This window comes from Kitasatospora gansuensis, from assembly GCF_014203705.1.
In the GTDB taxonomy this organism is placed as follows: Bacteria; Actinomycetota; Actinomycetes; order Streptomycetales; family Streptomycetaceae; genus Kitasatospora; species Kitasatospora gansuensis.
In genome coordinates this window covers 7,835,987-7,851,499 of sequence record NZ_JACHJR010000001.1, presented here as the reverse complement: position 1 = coordinate 7,851,499, position 15,513 = coordinate 7,835,987, and the positions used below count along the sequence as shown (strand labels likewise).

General features: G+C 72.5%; 13 protein-coding genes. 7 read left to right on the top strand and 6 right to left on the bottom strand.

Annotated elements, in window-relative coordinates:
* Nucleotides 1-177: 177 nt before the first annotated feature.
* From F4556_RS35290 to F4556_RS35275, 4 genes are all read left to right on the top strand, one after another.
* Nucleotides 178-1,083, top strand: coding sequence for an alkaline phosphatase family protein (locus F4556_RS35290; protein ID WP_184923506.1), 906 nt, complete (start codon nucleotides 178-180; stop codon nucleotides 1,081-1,083).
* Nucleotides 1,084-1,088: 5 nt separating this feature from the next.
* Entirely contained in the window at nucleotides 1,089-2,339 is a 1,251-nt protein-coding gene (locus F4556_RS35285) for an MFS transporter (protein ID WP_184923504.1), read from the top strand.
* Nucleotides 2,336-3,355 (top strand): TolB-like translocation protein, encoded by a 1,020-nt coding sequence (locus F4556_RS35280; protein ID WP_184923502.1) that lies wholly within the window; start codon nucleotides 2,336-2,338, stop codon nucleotides 3,353-3,355. Before F4556_RS35285 ends, F4556_RS35280 begins: the two co-directional genes overlap by 4 nt.
* A gap of 278 nt (nucleotides 3,356-3,633) precedes the next feature.
* Complete coding sequence (locus F4556_RS35275; RefSeq protein ID WP_184923500.1) at nucleotides 3,634-3,978, top strand: hypothetical protein; 345 nt, start codon at nucleotides 3,634-3,636, stop codon at nucleotides 3,976-3,978.
* Nucleotides 3,979-4,038: 60 nt separating this feature from the next.
* Here the strand turns inward: F4556_RS35275 and F4556_RS35270 are convergent, their stop codons facing one another.
* Nucleotides 4,039-5,448 (bottom strand): APC family permease, encoded by a 1,410-nt coding sequence (locus tag F4556_RS35270; RefSeq protein WP_184923498.1) that lies wholly within the window; start codon nucleotides 5,446-5,448, stop codon nucleotides 4,039-4,041.
* A 462-nt stretch (nucleotides 5,449-5,910) separates the two neighbouring features.
* On the opposite strand from F4556_RS35270, the gene F4556_RS35265 reads away from it, so the two are divergent.
* Both F4556_RS35265 and F4556_RS39635 read left to right on the top strand, forming a co-directional pair.
* Nucleotides 5,911-6,999: a hypothetical protein gene (locus F4556_RS35265; RefSeq protein ID WP_184923496.1), complete on the top strand. Its 1,089-nt coding sequence runs from the start codon at nucleotides 5,911-5,913 to the stop codon at nucleotides 6,997-6,999.
* 235 nt (nucleotides 7,000-7,234) lie between these two features.
* Entirely contained in the window at nucleotides 7,235-8,773 is a 1,539-nt protein-coding gene (locus F4556_RS39635; protein WP_184923494.1) for a putative Ig domain-containing protein, read from the top strand.
* Nucleotides 8,774-8,841: 68 nt separating this feature from the next.
* On the opposite strand, the gene F4556_RS35255 is transcribed toward F4556_RS39635, so the two are convergent.
* The gene (locus tag F4556_RS35255) at nucleotides 8,842-10,191 is read right to left on the bottom strand and encodes a DUF6777 domain-containing protein (RefSeq protein ID WP_184923493.1); all 1,350 of its coding nucleotides are present in this window, start codon (nucleotides 10,189-10,191) and stop codon (nucleotides 8,842-8,844) included.
* Between the two features lie 135 nt (nucleotides 10,192-10,326).
* Here F4556_RS35255 and F4556_RS35250 point away from each other — a divergent pair, with 135 nt between their 5' ends.
* Nucleotides 10,327-11,601 carry a streptophobe family protein gene (locus tag F4556_RS35250; protein ID WP_184923491.1) on the top strand — a complete coding sequence of 425 codons (1,275 nt, stop codon included), beginning with the start codon at nucleotides 10,327-10,329 and terminating at the stop codon, nucleotides 11,599-11,601.
* A gap of 4 nt (nucleotides 11,602-11,605) precedes the next feature.
* Here the strand turns inward: F4556_RS35250 and F4556_RS35245 are convergent, their stop codons facing one another.
* The 4 genes from F4556_RS35245 to F4556_RS35230 form a co-directional block, all read right to left on the bottom strand.
* Nucleotides 11,606-12,472, bottom strand: coding sequence for a hypothetical protein (locus F4556_RS35245; protein WP_184923489.1), 867 nt, complete (start codon nucleotides 12,470-12,472; stop codon nucleotides 11,606-11,608).
* Nucleotides 12,473-12,566: 94 nt separating this feature from the next.
* Nucleotides 12,567-13,016 carry a peptidase inhibitor family I36 protein gene (locus tag F4556_RS35240; protein WP_184923487.1) on the bottom strand — a complete coding sequence of 150 codons (450 nt, stop codon included), beginning with the start codon at nucleotides 13,014-13,016 and terminating at the stop codon, nucleotides 12,567-12,569.
* Between the two features lie 127 nt (nucleotides 13,017-13,143).
* Entirely contained in the window at nucleotides 13,144-14,058 is a 915-nt protein-coding gene (locus F4556_RS35235) for a helix-turn-helix domain-containing protein (RefSeq protein ID WP_184923485.1), read from the bottom strand.
* A 104-nt stretch (nucleotides 14,059-14,162) separates the two neighbouring features.
* Entirely contained in the window at nucleotides 14,163-15,341 is a 1,179-nt protein-coding gene (locus tag F4556_RS35230; protein WP_184923483.1) for a GDSL-type esterase/lipase family protein, read from the bottom strand.
* Nucleotides 15,342-15,513 lie beyond the last annotated feature (172 nt).

The window sequence follows — 15,513 nt, the reverse complement described above, 5'->3', positions numbered from 1 at the left end:
CGGCCCGGGCGCACCTCTGGACACCTGGCTCCCCTTGCCAGGACACTGTCAAAACGGCAGGCACCGTTCGCCTGTTCTTCACCTGAGAAGCGCGGCCGTGTCCACCACCGCGCTCCTAGGGTTACGGCGCTCGGAGACCCCCTCTGCCCTCGCCGACTCGCCCGGAGGACATCCACCATGACGACGACTCAGTCCGCTCCGTCGACCCCCGCCCGTCCCCGCCGCAAGCTCACCGCCATCGCCGCGTCCACCGCGCTGGCCGCCGGTTCGCTCGGCCTGTGGGCCGCCACCGGCGGCAGCGCCCAGGCCGTGGTCGGCCTGCCCTCCCCCGACCACGTGGTGGTCGTGGTGATGGAGAACCACTCCTACTCGCAGATCATCGGCAGCTCCAGCGCGCCGTACATCAACAACACCCTGAAGGCGGGCGGCGCCAACCTCACCGCCTCCTTCGGCCTCACCCACCCGAGCGAGCCCAACTACTACCAGCTGTTCTCCGGCAGCAACCAGGGCCGCACCGACGACAGTTGTGTGGGTGTCGGCTCCATCGGCCAGCCCAACCTGGGCTCCGAGCTGATCGCGGCCGGCAAGACCTGGGGCAGCTACAACGAGGGCCTGCCCAGCCAGGGTTCGACCGTCTGCAGCAGCGGCAAGTACGCCCAGAAGCACAACCCCTGGTTCGGCTTCAGCAACGTGCCGACCAACACCGCGTTCACCATGACGCAGTTCCCGACCGACTACACCACCCTGCCGAAGGTCTCCTTCGTGGTGCCCGACCTGTGCAACGACATGCACGACTGCTCGGTCGGCACCGGTGACACCTGGATCAAGAACAAGCTGGGCGCGTACGCCACTTGGGCCAAGACCCACAACAGCATCCTGGTCGTCACCTTCGACGAGGACAACCGGCTCTCCGGCAACAAGATCGCGACCGTGTTCTACGGCGAGCACGTGACGCCCGGCAGCAGCTCCTCCACCACCTACAACCACTACAACGTGCTGCGCACCCTGGAGGACCTGGCCGGTCTCTCCGCCCACGCGGGCAACGCGGCCACCGCCGCCGACATCACCGGCATCTGGAACTGACGCCCGTGTACCTCGCGGACTCCCGCGACACGAAGGCCCCCGCCGTCCCGGACCAGCGTCCGGGACGGCGGGTGGCCGCCGTGCCCGGCACCGTGATCGCGCTCGGCGCGGTCAGCCTGGTCACCGACGTGTCCTCCGAAATGGTCAGCGCCGTACTGCCGTTGTACGTGGTGGCCGGGCTGGGGCTCTCGCCGCTCGGCTTCGGGCTGCTGGACGGCATCAACAACGGCGTCGGCGCCCTGGTCCGACTGCTCGGCGGGCACCTCGCCGACCGGGGCGGACGTGGGCCCAAGACGGTGGCCGCGGTGGGCTACGGGCTCTCCGCGCTCTGCAAACCGCTGCTCCTGCTGGCGCACACCGTCCCGCTGATCGGCACGGTGCTGGCCGTGGACCGCACCGGCAAGGGCCTGCGGACCGCACCCCGGGACGCGATGATCTCGCTGGCCACCGCACCCGAGCACCGGGGGCGGGCGTTCGGCGTGCACCGGGCGATGGACACCACCGGCGCGCTGCTCGGGCCGCTGGTCGCCTTCGCCGTGCTGCGGGCCACCGTGGACGGGTACGACGCGGTCTTCGCGGTCAGCGGCTGCGTCGCCGCGCTCGGCGTACTGGTCCTGCTGCTCTTCGTACCGTCCGCCCGCCGTACGGCAGTTGACCCGGCCCCCAAGCCCGCGCTGCGCGACTCGCTCGCCCTGCTCCGGCTGCCGGGGCTGCGCCGGCTCGCGGTCTGCGCCGCGCTGCTCGGCCTGACCACCGTCAGCGACTCCTTCCTCTACCTGCTGCTGCAGCGTCAACTCGGGCTCGCCACCCACCTGTTCCCGCTGCTGCCGCTCGGCACCGCCGCCGCCTTCCTGCTGCTCGCCGTCCCGCTCGGCGCCCTCGCCGACCGGATCGGCCGCCGTCGGCTGTTCCTGGCCGGGCACGTCCTGCTGCTGCTCGCCTACGCGTTGGTGCTCGGCCACAGCTCGGCCGTCCTGCTGGTGCTGGTCCTGCACGGCGGCTTCTACGCGGCCACCGACGGCGTACTCGCCGCGGCCGCCGCCAACGCCGCGCCGGACGACCGGCAGGGCTCCGCGCTCGCCCTGGTCGGCACCGGGCAGGCGCTGGCCCGGTTCGTCTGCTCGCTCGGCTTCGGCGCCGCCTGGAGCGCCTGGGGCGGTCACACCGCCCTCGCCGTCACGGCAACCGCCTTGGCCTGCACGGCTGTTACCACCTACTTCCTGCTCCGCAGCTCCGCCGACGAGGTCGCCGTATGAAGAACTCCACCCGCCTGCTGGTCCTGCTGCTGGCCGTCGTCCTGCTCGGCGGGATCGGCACCGGAGCGGTGCTGTACGCCGCCGACCGGGCCGACCGGCGCGACCAGGAGCAGGCCGGCGGCCCGGCCGTCCGGTCCGGCTCGGTGTCCCTCCGGGCGCCCGGCCGGCAGCTGGTCTTCCGCAACCTGGCCTGGGGCCCGCACCGGGACGAGATCGCCACCGTCCCGGCCGGACAGCTGGACGGCGAGCGGACCGCCTCCGGCCTCAAGTGCCTGCGGTTCCACGCCGCTTCGGGCACCGGCATCTGCCTGCAGGCCGTCCACGGCGCGCTCGATGACAGCTACCGCACCGTCCTGCTGGACGCCGAGCTGCACGAGCGGCACGTCTTCCCCGCCGCCGGCATCCCCACTCGCGCCCGGGTCTCGCCCTCCGGCCACCTGGCCGCCTGGACGGTCTTCGTCAGCGGCGACTCCTACGCGGGCACCGACTTCTCCACCAGGACCGCGATCGTGGACACCCGGACCTGGGCGCTGGACGACAACCTGGAGACCTACGCGATCGTCAAGGACGGCCACCCGTACCAGGCACACGACACCAACATCTGGGGCGTCACCTTCGCCGACGACACCCGGTTCTACGCCACGTTGGCCACCGGCGGCCAGACCTACCTGGTCCAGGGCGACGTCACCGGACGCACCCTCACCACCCTGCACCAGAACGTCGAGTGCCCCTCGCTCTCCCCCGACGGCACCCGGATCGCCTACAAGAAGCGCGCCCCCGAGGCCAGCGCCGACGCGCCCTGGCGGCTGTACGTGCTGGATCTGCGCACCATGACCGAGACCCGCACCGCCGAGCAGCGCAACATCGACGACCAGGCGCTGTGGGCCGACGACGGGACCCTGCTGTACTCGCTGCCGGGCGACTTCGGCGCCGACCTCTGGTCGACCCCCGCCGACGGCACCGGCGCCCCGCGCCAACTCCTCACCGCCGCGGTCGCCCCCGCCTACCTGGGCTGACGCCCGGTCCGAACCGGAACCGTCCGCCCACCATCGACCTTCGCCCCTCGAACGGCTAGGGGGTGTCTCCCGATTCGCGTCAGATCAGCTCGCGGTGTTGGAGTGCGTGCATCGGCGGCGCCGAGGAGGGAGCCTGATGCAGCGCATCGGCGACCGACGAGAAGCCGGCGAGGTGCGTGCTCCAACACCGCGAGCCTGGCGGGAATCGGGAGACAGCCGCTAGGTTCGATCCCGGCCGTGCCGGGGCGCCGGCCCACGTGCCGACCATGGAGCGATGGATGACGAACACGGACCGGTTCGCGACGGAGGCGGACCCGGACCACGGACCGGTCTGCCCGCGCTGCGAGGAGTCCACCCGGCTGAGCCTCTTCGAGGAGCACCGCAGGCCGGTGCGGCGCTCGGCCAACCCGTTGCCGCTGCTGGCCGCGACGGCCGTCGGGCTGTACGGCGTGGCGCTGCTGGAGAGCGGGAACCTCCCGCTCGGCACCGCCCTGCTCGGCTGCGGCCTGGCGGCCGGGGCGCTCGCCCTCCGGGCCCAGTTCGCCGCGAGATCCGCCGAGTTGGCGCAGGTGCTGTACTGCCACCAGTGCCTGGCCCGCTTCCCGTCCGGGGCCGACCACTGACGACGGTGGGCCCGGCCCCCGCGAACGGGGGCCGGGCCCGGTGCCGTACCGGACGGGACGTCAGCTCTGCTGGTCCTCCGGCAGGGTGATGATCCAGCGGCTGTCCTGACGCGGCCGCAGGTAGAACACCCAGTACAGGCTGGCGACGGCGGTGATCCCGGCGGTCCAGGCCAGCGCGGTGTGGTCGAGCTGGGTCAGCACGTAGCCGAGCACCAGGATCAGGACGATCGGCAGCACCGGCCAGAGCGGCTGCCGCCAGGCCGGGGCGTTCTTGTGGTGCTTGCTGCGGGAGAACAGCGAGGCGACGGCGACCAGCAGGTACAGGGCCGCGACGGCGACACCGGTGATGTTGGTCAGCAGGTCCTGCGGGACGAAGCAGAGCACCGCGCCGGGGATGCCGACCGCGAGGGTGGAGATCCACGGGGCGCTGAAGCGGTTGAGCGTGCCGAACGCCTTGTTGGCGGGCTCCGGCCAGGCCCGGTCACGCCCGGAGGCGAACAGCACCCGGGAGTTCTGGATCACCATGACGATACCGGCGTTGATGATCGCCAGCGCGATGCACAGGCTGACGAAGGTGCCGACCGCCGAGCCGGACCAGCCGGCCACCAGCTCGGAGATGTTCCCGGCGGACAGCGCGTCCAGGTCCGGCGCGCCCATGGTGATCGCGATCACCGGGACCAGGATGACCACCACGGAGAGACCCAGCGTCCACAGCACGGTGCGGGCCACGTTGCGCCGGGGGTTCTCCAGCTCCTCGGAGAGGTAGATCGCGGTGGAGAAGCCCTGGGTGACGAACAGTGCGGTACCCATCGCAGCCAGGATCGCCCCCATGGCGACCGTACTGGTGGCCCCGCTGCCGTCGCCGACCACGCCGTGCAGCAGGCTGCTCGCGCCCCGCTCGCTGTGCGAGAAGCCGAGGAAGGAGACCACCGCGCAGGCGATCACCTCGAGTACCAGGAAGATGCCGGTCAGCCAGGCGTTGGCGCGCAGGTCCAGCAGGCCCGCCACGGTGGCCGCGATCATCACGGCGGCACCGGCGATCCGGGGATCGACGTTCACGATCGGCGCCAGGTACTCGGAGGTCCCGATCGCGATCAGCGAGGGCACGATCATCACGACGATCAGCGACTGGATGAACACCAGCCAGCCGGCGAACCGGCCCGCCAGCGTGCCGACCATCGCGTACTCGCCACCGGCGCTGGGGATCAGGGTGCCGAGCTCCGAGTAACAGAACGCCACGGCGATGCAGATCAGCGAGCCGATCCCGATCGCCATCGCGGTGTAGGTGCCCAGCGAGCTGAACAGCTCCGGCACGATCACGAACAGGGACGACGCGGGCGTCACGCACGACAGCGTGAGCAGCGTGCCGCCCACTACCCCGAGCGAGCGGGAGAGCTTCTTCGGCACGTCTGCGGGCGCCTGGGGCGCCACTGCCGACACCGGGCGAGCGGGGTCAAGCGTGTCGGTCATGGGGGTTCCGATCGGCTCGGCGCGACGGAGCGCGCGGTAGGGCGGTGTTCACCGGGAGCGGTATCTCCTCCAGAAGGCTGAGTTCGGCGATCGATGGTGTCGCTCCCGGGTCGCCATGGAAGCGGGCCGAAAGCGCTCCGTCAACGGCAGTTGTGCTTCGGAATTCGTTGCCGACCAGCGGGTATTCCCCCGAACCCGTCACCAACAGTGATCCCGGTCGCCGGAGATTCCCCTACCGCAACCCGGCCACCAGAGATGAATCCATGGCAAACAGCCGATGAAACCTTCGATGCAGCTTCACTGCTCCGACTTCGCCCGCCCGCCGCGACCGCCGCGCCGGACACCGGCCGGACGACGATAACCGCAGCTCAGGGCGGGGAAGTCGTCGATAACGTTTCAGCCAGCGGACGATCTTCACCACGCGCTGTATCGGAGCATCACCTCGCCGCCACAATGAGCGACATGAGAATGATCTACGCCCTGGCCGGGGTGCTGGTCCTGCTGTTCACCGTCGCCAGCATCCTGCGCACCCTGGTGGTGCCGCGCGGCCTCTACTCCGCACTCGTCAACCGGCTCTGGTCGGTGCTGCGGGCGACACTCCGCGCGCTCTCCCCGTTCGGCGGCTACCAGGTGCAGGACCGGGTACAGACCTGGCTGGCCCCACTGATCCTGCTCGGCATGCTGACCACCTGGCTGGCCGGGATGCTGGTCGCCTACACCCTCCTCCTGCACGGCCTCTCCGAGCTGGAGTGGTCGGTCTCGTTCCGGGAGGCCGGCTCGAGCCTGTTCACCCTCGGCTTCGCGAGCGGCGAGCGCCTGCACCTGTCCGCCCTGGACTTCCTGGCCGCCGCCACCGGACCGCTGGTGATCGCCCTGCTGATCGGCTACCTGCCAACCCTGTACGGGGCGTACAACCGGCGCGAGGTGGAGGTCACCCTGCTGCAGTCCCGGGCCGGGGAGCCCGCCTGGGGTCCCGAACTGCTGGCCCGTCAGTCGCTGGTGGACACCGAGACCGCGCTGCCCCAGCTCTACCGCGACTGGGAGCGGCTGGCCGCCGACATCGGCGAGGGCCACTCCAACTACCCGGTGCTGCTCTCCTTCCGCTCCCCCCAGCCGCACCGCAGCTGGGTGGTCGGCCTGATCGCGGTGATGGACGCGGCCGCCCTGCAACTCGCCATCTGCCCGAAGTCCGCCCCGCCCGAGGCCCGGCTGGTGCTGCGGGCCGGCTTCACCGCGCTGCGCGACATCGCCAGGACCCAGCGGATCGTCTTCGACCCCGACCCGCACCCGGACGGTCCGATCCGGCTGACCTACGAGGAGTTCGACGCGGCCGTCGCCCTGGTCACCGCGGGCGGCATCGACGGCGAACGGACGGCGCCCGAGGCCTGGCCGCACTTCCGGGGCTGGCGGGTCAACTACGAGTCCCTGGCCCACGAACTCGCCCGCCGCACCGACGCCGTACCCGCGCTCTGGACCGGACCCCGCGACTTCCCCGCCGCCCCGATACCGCCGAGCCGCCCGGCCGACCGGCGACCCCGGCAGCACAGCTGAGCAGCACATCCCCTGACGCACGGTCAGCTCCGGGCCGTGGCACCCGGTGCCCCGTTCCACCCGTACGTCAACGATCCACCGGCCGGGCACCTCCGGCGGCCGTCCGGCCGCCGGGCCCGGCTCAACAGCCAATTCGGTCCGAACAGTTGACCTCCTTGATGCGGGCATGGCAGCTTTCTCCGGCCTGGGCGTTCCCAACCGGTGGCGCGCCCGGCGATCCCCCACAAGGAGACCCATGCTCAAGGGACTTACCGCTGCACTCGGCACCGCCGCAGTCGTCGCGGGCCTGCTGACGTCAGCCGTCTCACCCGCCCAGGCCGTCCAGGCAGGCGACCTGACCTCCACCATCGCGTTGAGCAACTGCTCGGCATCCCTGGTGCGTTACCCCTCCTCGGTCGACACCGACCGGGCCCTGATGCTCACCAACGGACACTGTCTGCCGACCATGCCGAGCGCCGGCCAGGTCATCCAGAACACCACCGCCAGCCGCTCCGGCACCCTGCTCAGCGCCTCCGGCTCCTCGCTGGGCACCGTGAACGCGGACAAGGTGCTGTACGCGACCATGACCGGCACCGACGTCGCGCTCTACCAGCTGACCGACACCTTCGCGTCGATCACCAGCAAGTTCGGCGCCACCGCGCTGACCATCAGCGACACCCACCCGGTCGACGGCTCGTCGATGTTCATACCTTCGGGGTACTGGAAGCAGACCTGGAACTGCTCCATCAACGGCTTCGTCGACACCCTGCGCGAGGACCAGTGGACCTGGCGCGACTCGATCCGCTACAGCGCCGGCTGCAACACCACCCACGGCACCTCGGGCTCGCCGATCGTCGACGCGACCAGCAAGCGGGTCGTCGGCATCAACAACACCGGTAACGACGACGGCGCGATGTGCACGCTCAACAACCCGTGCGAGGTGGCGGCCGACGGCACCACCACCGTCACCAAGGGCCAGAGCTACGGTGAGGAGACCTACTGGTTCACCACCTGCCTCGGCACCAACCGCGCCATCGACCTGAACGTCAGCGGCTGCCTGCTCACCAAGCCGGCTGGCACCAACGTCTCGGTGACCAACCCGGGCAGCCAGAGCACCGTCCTGAACGGCTCGGCCAACCTGCAGATCAGCGCCAGCGGCGGCACCGCCCCGCTGACCTTCACCGCCACCGGCCTGCCGACCGGACTCTCCATCAGCTCCACCGGCAAGATCACCGGCACCGCGACGGCCACCGGCAGCTACAACGTGACCGTGACCGCCAAGGACGCCGCCAACAAGACCGGCAGCGCCTCCTTCACCTGGACGGTCACCGGCGGGGGCGGCACCTGCACCCCGGCGCAGCTGCTCGGCAACGCGGGCTTCGAGTCCGGCGCGACCACCTGGACCACCACCTCCGGCGTGATCGACAACGGCACCAGCAAGCCCGCCCGCACCGGCTCCTACAAGGCCTGGCTGAACGGTTACGGCTCCGCCCACACCGACAGCGCCACCCAGACCGTCTCCATCCCGGCCAACTGCAAGGCGACCCTCGGGTTCTACCTGCGGATCGACACCGCCGAGACCGGCACCACCGCCTACGACAAGCTCACCGTGACGGTCAACGGCACCGCGCTGAAGACCTACTCCAACGTCGACGCGATCGGCAGCTACACCCTGCGCACCTTCGACCTCTCGGCCTACGCCGGCCAGAGCGTCACCCTGAAGTTCAACGGCGTCGAGGACTCCTCCCTCGCCACCAGCTTCCTGATCGACGACACCTCGATCACCACCAGCTGACCCCGCGTCACTGATCCCGTGCTGCGCCCGGCGTTCCCCATCGCCGGGCGCAGCACGCTCTCCGCGCCCTACCCGGCCGAACCGCCACTCGCCGAACCCACGCTCTGCTGACCCGACGTCACCGCCCCGGCCGAGCGGCTCGCCCCCACGCTCCGGGGCGCGGCGGACGACGGCGCCGACGACGTGCCCTTACTGGCGGACGCCGAACCGGAGGCCGGCGCGGAGCCGGAGGCCGAGCCCGAAGCCGAGCCCGAGGTACCCCCGGAGCCCGCGCCGGACTTGGAGCCGGAGGCCGAGGCCGACACCGGCGCCGAGGGCGACCCGCTGACCTGGTGCGAGTACGTCTGCCCACTCGACGGGTCGACCACCACCACGTCCTTCAACGGCGACGGAGCCGGGCTCACCGCCACCACGTCCTGCTCCTTGAACGCCGGCCACGGCGTCCCCGAGAAGGCCGGCGGGGTCACCGACACCACCGGCGGCAGCAGCGGGTTCCCGCAGGCGCAGCGCACCCGGGGCAGGCCCCGGCCGTCGATCAGCACGGCGGTTCCGGCCTGCAGCACGGCCTGGTACGGCGTGGCGACGCCGTTGGCGAAGCCGTGGTTGGTGACCCGGGTGTCGGCGCGCAGCACCACCGAGGTGAGCGAGCGGAGGTAGTCGCCGATCGCCGCCGGGTCGATCCCCTCCACGGCCGCCCAGGCCCTGGCCTTGTCCGGGTTGGCGTTCAGGAACTCGATCAGCCGCGCCACGTCACAGCTGGCGGTCTGCCGACTGCCCCCGTACAGGCCGGGGTCCGATCCCTGCACGGTACGACTGCCGGTGCTCGTGGCCGAGGCGGTGACGGTCACCGAAGCGGCGGCGGACGAGGCCATCGACTCGACCGCGACCGAACCGGTGAACGGGTCGGGGCCGGTGGCCGCAACCGGTTGCAGGGCGATCTGCGGGGCGGCCTCGGTCTTGGTGCCGGAATCACGGTTCGTCAGCACCACGGCCAGTACGACCGCCGCCACCGCCACGCCGGTCACCAGCGCGATCAGCGGGGGCCTGCGCCACCAGGGCCGGGGCGGCCGTCCACCGGAGGCCGTCACCAGGGTCCGGCCGCCCCCGTCGGGCGGCTGCGCTCCCCCGCCCGCCGAAAGCCCACCCGAACCGCCTGCCGAGCTCGCGCCCGCACCGGTCCCGGCGGCCCCTGCGGCCCTGGTGGCCCCAGCGCCCGGCTCCTCGCCCGCGGGCGGCCCCGCCGCCGAAGGCCCGGAGAGCGGACCGGACGGTGGCCCGGACACGCTCCCGCCCGAGGTCGGCTGGTGGGCGCCCTGGCCCGGCTCGGAGCCCGGGCCGCTCGGCGGCACCGTCGGCGGGCCGGACGGCGGCTGGGACGGCCGCTCGGGCGGCGGTTCGGACGGCGGTTGGGAACTCACGGTCTGCCTCCACGACTGGTACTCCCCCGCTGCCCCAGTGTGCCGACGCCCGCCCCCGGCGGCTCGCCGGAGACCGCCGGGTGGCCCAAGCTGAAGTGACGGGATCACGGCACCGCACGTCCGCCAGGAGGCGCCATGCTGCCGACCGAAAACGCCGTCGGGCCCGGCCGGACGGCCACCGCCCTCGGCCCCTGGGTGGACGCCCTGCTCGCCACCGTCGTCACCCTGCTGGTGATGACCGCGCTCGCCGCGCTCGGCCTCTGGCTGGCCGGTGCGGGCGACCTGCCCGGGTCCGCCCTGCCCGCCGTCGTCGCGGCCACCGTGCTGATGGCGGTCGGTGTCCCGGTCCAACTCACCGGCGGCGCCGCCTTCCTGGCCGAGGCACACGGCGGGCTCTCCGCCCTGCCGCTCTCGGTGACCCTGCTCGGCGCGCTGACCCTGGCCCGGCTGTTCCTGCGCCCGCTGCGGCTGCGCGCGGTGGCGAGGCCCGGCGAACTGGCCGGCCGGGCGGCCCGGACGGCGGTGCTCTGGCTCGCCCTGCTGCTCCTGCTCCGGGTGCCCGCCCACCGCAGCTTCACCATCAGCACCGGCGACCCGCTGGCCGACAGCCTGGGTTCGGCCTTCGACGCGGCACCGACCGTCGGCTTCCGGACCGGTCTGCTGCCGACCGTCGGCCTGGGCCTGCTCTGGCTCGCCGTGGTCCTGCTGCTCACCCTGGTGACCGCCCGCGGCGCACCGCTCCCGCCGACCCTGCTCCGGTACCGGGCGGCCGTCCGGCCCGCCGCGCACGCGGTGCTCACCCTGCTGCTCTGCGCGGTGGCGCTCGGCCTGCTGGCCGGGCTGGTGTCGGCCACCATGGACGGCCATCCGCGCGAGACCCTCGCGGTCGTCCTGCTCGCCCTGCCGAACCTGGCCTGGCTGGCCCTCGGGCTGGGCTTCGGCGCGTCCTGGCACGGCTCGGCCGGGGGCGACCTCGGCCTGCCGATGCCCCAGTTGCTGACCGACGTCCTGCGCACCTCGGACGGCCGGGACGTCACGCTGGACCTCGGCGCACTGACCGCCCAGGACGGCCGGGCCTGGCTGCTGGCCGTCCTGGTCGGCCTCCTGCTGCTGCTCACCGGCCTGGGCGCGGCGCTGCACTCCCCGCCCGGCCTCCCGCTGTGGCGGTACGCGGCGCAGCTGGCGGGCGCGCTGGCGTTCGCCATGCTGCTGATCGGCCTGGGGACCCGGATCTCGGCCGAGGTCGGCCTCTCCCTGCTCGGCTTCGACGCGGCGGGCGGCGGCGTACGCCTGGACCCACGCCTGCTGCTCGCCGTCCCCCTGGCGGCCGGCTGGGGCGCCCTGGCGGGCCTGCTCGGCGAACTCGCCGCCCGCCGCCTCCGGCGCGACACCTCAGCCACCCGCACCTGACGGATCAGGCGGGCGGCCGGGCCAGCACGGCGGCCGCGCGGGTCACCGTCTCGGCCCGGTGGGTACCGGCCCGGTCGAGGGCGGTGGCGTGGCGGTGGATGGCGACGGTCTGGAGCTCGGTCTCGATGGTGAGCAGGATGGTCGGCAGGCGGGTACCGAGCTTGCAGGCGACGTCGGCCCGGGCGGTGGCGAGCTCCAACGCGGAGGGCTCTGGGCCGGACCAGCGCGGGTCGTTGTTGGCCCGCCAGATGTCGGTGTAGGCGTAGCCGGACTGCTTCATGCAGGCGCTCCACGCGGCGTTCGCATCGGCGAGGCGCGGGTCCTGCTGGGCCTGGGTGAAGGAATCGGTGGCGATCCGGTTGAGCTCCGGGCCGCCGAGAGCGGCCGCGCCGACGCCGAGCTCGCGCCGGGCCTCGCCGAGGCAGCCGCCGTCGGGGACGGGCTGGCCGCGCAGTTCGGAGGCTCCGCCCTTGCCGCCGTAGACCATCACCATCTCGGGCGAGGCGCTGGGTGAGGCGAGGACGGCGGTCGGGTCCGCCGGCGGGTGGTACCCGAGCCGGGCCACCTCGGCGGCGTCGATCACGCCGTAGCGGCGGGCGTTGGCCGGGGTGGTGGGGACGGGCGGGAGCTCGGGAGCCGGCCAGTCGAAGCCGAACCGGCTCATGCAGCTGCGGGCGAGCCGCTGCTCGGCCAGCGCGACGGTGCGCTGCTGATCCGGCGTCAGGAGGTAGTGGTCGAAAGGCAGTTTGATGTCGGCGCCGGACCGCACCTCGGCCACGGCCGGTGGCGCGGGTGGGGCCGGAGCGGAGGCCGCCGGGGTACAGGCGGCGGCGAACAGCAGCAGGATCGGGAGAGCGGCGCGGGCACGCATGCGGGGGTCCTTCGTCCGGTACGGTCGGGCCGACCCGGGGCGGGGCACCTTGCCCGTGCCCCGCCCCGGGCGCTGTCAACGAGGTCGCACGGATTTACCAGTCGGTGTAGACCGTGCCACAGGACTTGTACGTGAAGAGGTACGAGTTCATGTTGTCGTTGGCGGCCAGGCCGTTGGAGAGCCCGATCCAGCTGAAGTCGTAGACCCCGGCGAACGAGGCGATCGAGAAGCAAGGGCCGGTCTGGTTGGAGTTGTAGTAGACCGCGACGTACTTGGCCGTGTCCCGGTTCTGCATGCTGCTGACGTTGGTCGGCACGCCGTCACCCCGGTAGAGCGGGATGCCGGTGCCGTCATAGGTGACGTTCCGCCAGCTCTTCTGGGAGTAGAAGTCGACCCGCTTGAAGCCTTCGTACCCGGCGTCGCTGTACATACAGGCGTACTCGGTGGGGCAGTCCGAGTCGGCGGAGGCGGTGCCCGCCCCGACGCCGGTGGCGGTGGCAGCGGCGGCGAGCAGGGCGGCGGCCGCGAGGTTCCTCAGGCGCATGACTGTCCGTTTCTCCGTGCGGAGGTGGTTCGGGAGCCGTCGGGGCTCCCGGGGAAAGCCTCTCCCCGGGGCGTCGGCGTCGGCTTGTAAAAATGCGAACAGTCGTTGCCCGCACGGGACATGACGATCATTCGGTGAGCACCCGGTCGGCGTTCGGGAGGATCGCGGTGGTGACCTCGCCGGTCAGGCGGTCGGCCGGTTCGGCGCCGGTCTGGGTCTTCCGGTGGGCGAAGAACTGGGACGGGGAGCAGCCCAGGGTGGCCCGGAACTCGCGGACCAGGTGGGCCTGGTCGAAGTATCCGCAGCGCAGCGCGATCCGGGCGCCGTCCCGGTCCTGGTTGTCCCGGTACTCGCGCAGCGCGCGCTGCAGCCGGAGGATCCGGGCGCAGCCCTTGGGTGGCAGGCCGACCTGTTCGCGGAACATGGTCTCCAGTCGGCGGCGGCTCCACCCGGCGGTGTCGGCGAGCTCCTGGACGGCCACCTGGCCGGTGCTGCGGTTCAGTTCCTGCCAGGCCCAGTCGACGGCGGGGGCCCACGGGCGGCTGTCGGCCAGCCGGCCGAGCAGGAAGGCGTCGAGCACCCGGGCCCGGGCGTCCCAGCTCGGCGCCTCGAAGAGCTGGTCGAGCAGCCGGTCGGTGACGCGCTCGCCGAGGGCGTCGGGCAGGTGGACCCACTGGTTGGTGAGGTCGCCGAGCGCGGGGCCGAAGACACCGAAGGCGGTGCGGGGCGTCATCGAGACGGCGATGCCGTGCAGTCGGCCGTCGTGCTCGCCGATGGTCCCGGCCCGGCGCATCCCGGCGACCAGCGAGGTGTACGAGGAGCGCAACTCCGGGGTGACGGCGTCGGTGAGCCGGATCGGGCCGTCGAACCCGAGCACCATGGTGACCACGGGGGCCGGCACCTCCAGCCTTCTGCGCGGATGGCGCAGGTCCATCCGGTAGCCCCGGTACTCCAGGACCTGCCCCCGTAACGCGACGGTCGGCTGACGGATCGCCAGCTCCCAGACCCCGCCGTCGGCCGACCGTCCCCACGACGTACTCATGCCCAAGCCCCCCAGCCTGTGGCGTGGGCGGGCCGGGTGGTACGGCCCGCCGTCCTGTCATGCCCATGATGACATGACAGGACGGCGGGTGACGGCCCGTCGGCTCACCCGGTGGTGGGGACCAGCCGCATCGCGGTCGGGGTGTCGTCCCCGAGATAGTCGGAGACGCAGCTCCACCGGCCGGGGCGGGCGGTGATCAGGCCCAGGCAGGTGCCGAGCGCCCGCTGGCCGTACGCGTTGGGGTGCATGGACTCCTCCAGGGTGCCCTGGGTGTTGGCGTAGTCCAGGAAGCGCGCCCACTCGTGCTTGCGGGGGTCGGGCCCGGCCTGGCCGACCTGGGCGGTGCCGAGCGAGCAGACCTCGTGGCCGGCCAGCATGTCCTGCAGATCGAGGAAGTCGGCACCCTTGGCGGCGGCCACCGACCCGACCAGCTCGGAGAGTTGGGGGACGAGGGTGTAGCGGGCCCAGTCGGCGTCCCGGTTGTTGAACGGGCAGCCGTCCCGGTTGAGCCGATTGGAGTCGCCCTCGCGCAGCCGGAACTCCTCACCGCCGGGGATCGGCGAGGGATAGGACTGCAGGACCAGCCGGTAGTCGCCGGTCCGGTACCCGGCCGCGGTCATGGTGGCCCGCAGATCGTCCACCACCGCGCTGATCGCGGCCCGCACCTGGGGCAGCTTCCGGTCGACGATCGCCCCCTGTTCCCGGGAGCAGAGCCGGCTGAACGCCCAGTCGTAGGCGCACTCCCCGATGATCCCGCCGAACCCGATGTCGTTGCCGCCGAGCGAGAGCACCACCAGCGAGACCCGCTTGGTCCGGGCGATCTGCCCGAGCCGGTCCAACTGCGGTGCCTCGCCGTTGAGTTGTTCACCACCGGCGGCGGTGCTCAGTACGTGCCTGGTCTCGGCGCCGGAGCAGGCCAGGTTGACCCGTTCGGCCACCGGCAGGGCGGCGGTGGCGAGTTCGGAGACGTCCGAACGGTGGCAGCCCTCGACGGCGGCGGTGCTGCCGTAGACCCGCGACGGGTCGTAGCCGCTGCCGGTCCAGGCCCGGTCGGTGCCGTTGCGGTCGGTCTGGTAGCGGGCGCTGTTGCCGAGCCAGCGGCCGCCTTCCCCGGAGATGAAGCTGTCGCCGAGGGCGACCGCGACGGTCGGTCCGGTCGGCGGGGCGAGCGCGGCGGCGGGCAGCGGTGCGGCGACTGCGGGCACGGATCCGCCGACTGCGGCGGCGAGGGTGAGCAGCGCGCCGGTGAGCAGCGCGGCGCCTCTGGTGGCAGCGGTGCGCATGGGGGTGTCTCCTGTCGGACGAGGGTGAGTGGGGGCCGCCGGGCAGTCAACGGCCGTACCGGAACGGGCCGGTGGGGGCCCTGCCCGGCGGTCGGCATTCACGCTACGATCACCGCCCACCGGTTCCCCATCGGTCGGCCACCGGGTGGACGGGGGTGTCCCGGGGAGGAGG

Coding starts and splice junctions, on each gene's coding strand:
- F4556_RS35230 (WP_184923483.1), bottom strand. CDS start 15,341: ATGCGCACCGCTGCCACCAGAGGCGCCGCGCTGCTCACCGGCGCGCTG.
- F4556_RS35265 (WP_184923496.1), top strand. CDS start 5,911: ATGAGAATGATCTACGCCCTGGCCGGGGTGCTGGTCCTGCTGTTCACC.
- F4556_RS35280 (WP_184923502.1), top strand. CDS start 2,336: ATGAAGAACTCCACCCGCCTGCTGGTCCTGCTGCTGGCCGTCGTCCTG.
- F4556_RS35240 (WP_184923487.1), bottom strand. CDS start 13,016: ATGCGCCTGAGGAACCTCGCGGCCGCCGCCCTGCTCGCCGCCGCTGCC.
- F4556_RS35275 (WP_184923500.1), top strand. CDS start 3,634: ATGACGAACACGGACCGGTTCGCGACGGAGGCGGACCCGGACCACGGA.
- F4556_RS35250 (WP_184923491.1), top strand. CDS start 10,327: ATGCTGCCGACCGAAAACGCCGTCGGGCCCGGCCGGACGGCCACCGCC.
- F4556_RS35270 (WP_184923498.1), bottom strand. CDS start 5,448: ATGACCGACACGCTTGACCCCGCTCGCCCGGTGTCGGCAGTGGCGCCC.
- F4556_RS35290 (WP_184923506.1), top strand. CDS start 178: ATGACGACGACTCAGTCCGCTCCGTCGACCCCCGCCCGTCCCCGCCGC.
- F4556_RS35245 (WP_184923489.1), bottom strand. CDS start 12,472: ATGCGTGCCCGCGCCGCTCTCCCGATCCTGCTGCTGTTCGCCGCCGCC.
- F4556_RS35235 (WP_184923485.1), bottom strand. CDS start 14,058: ATGAGTACGTCGTGGGGACGGTCGGCCGACGGCGGGGTCTGGGAGCTG.
- F4556_RS39635 (WP_184923494.1), top strand. CDS start 7,235: ATGCTCAAGGGACTTACCGCTGCACTCGGCACCGCCGCAGTCGTCGCG.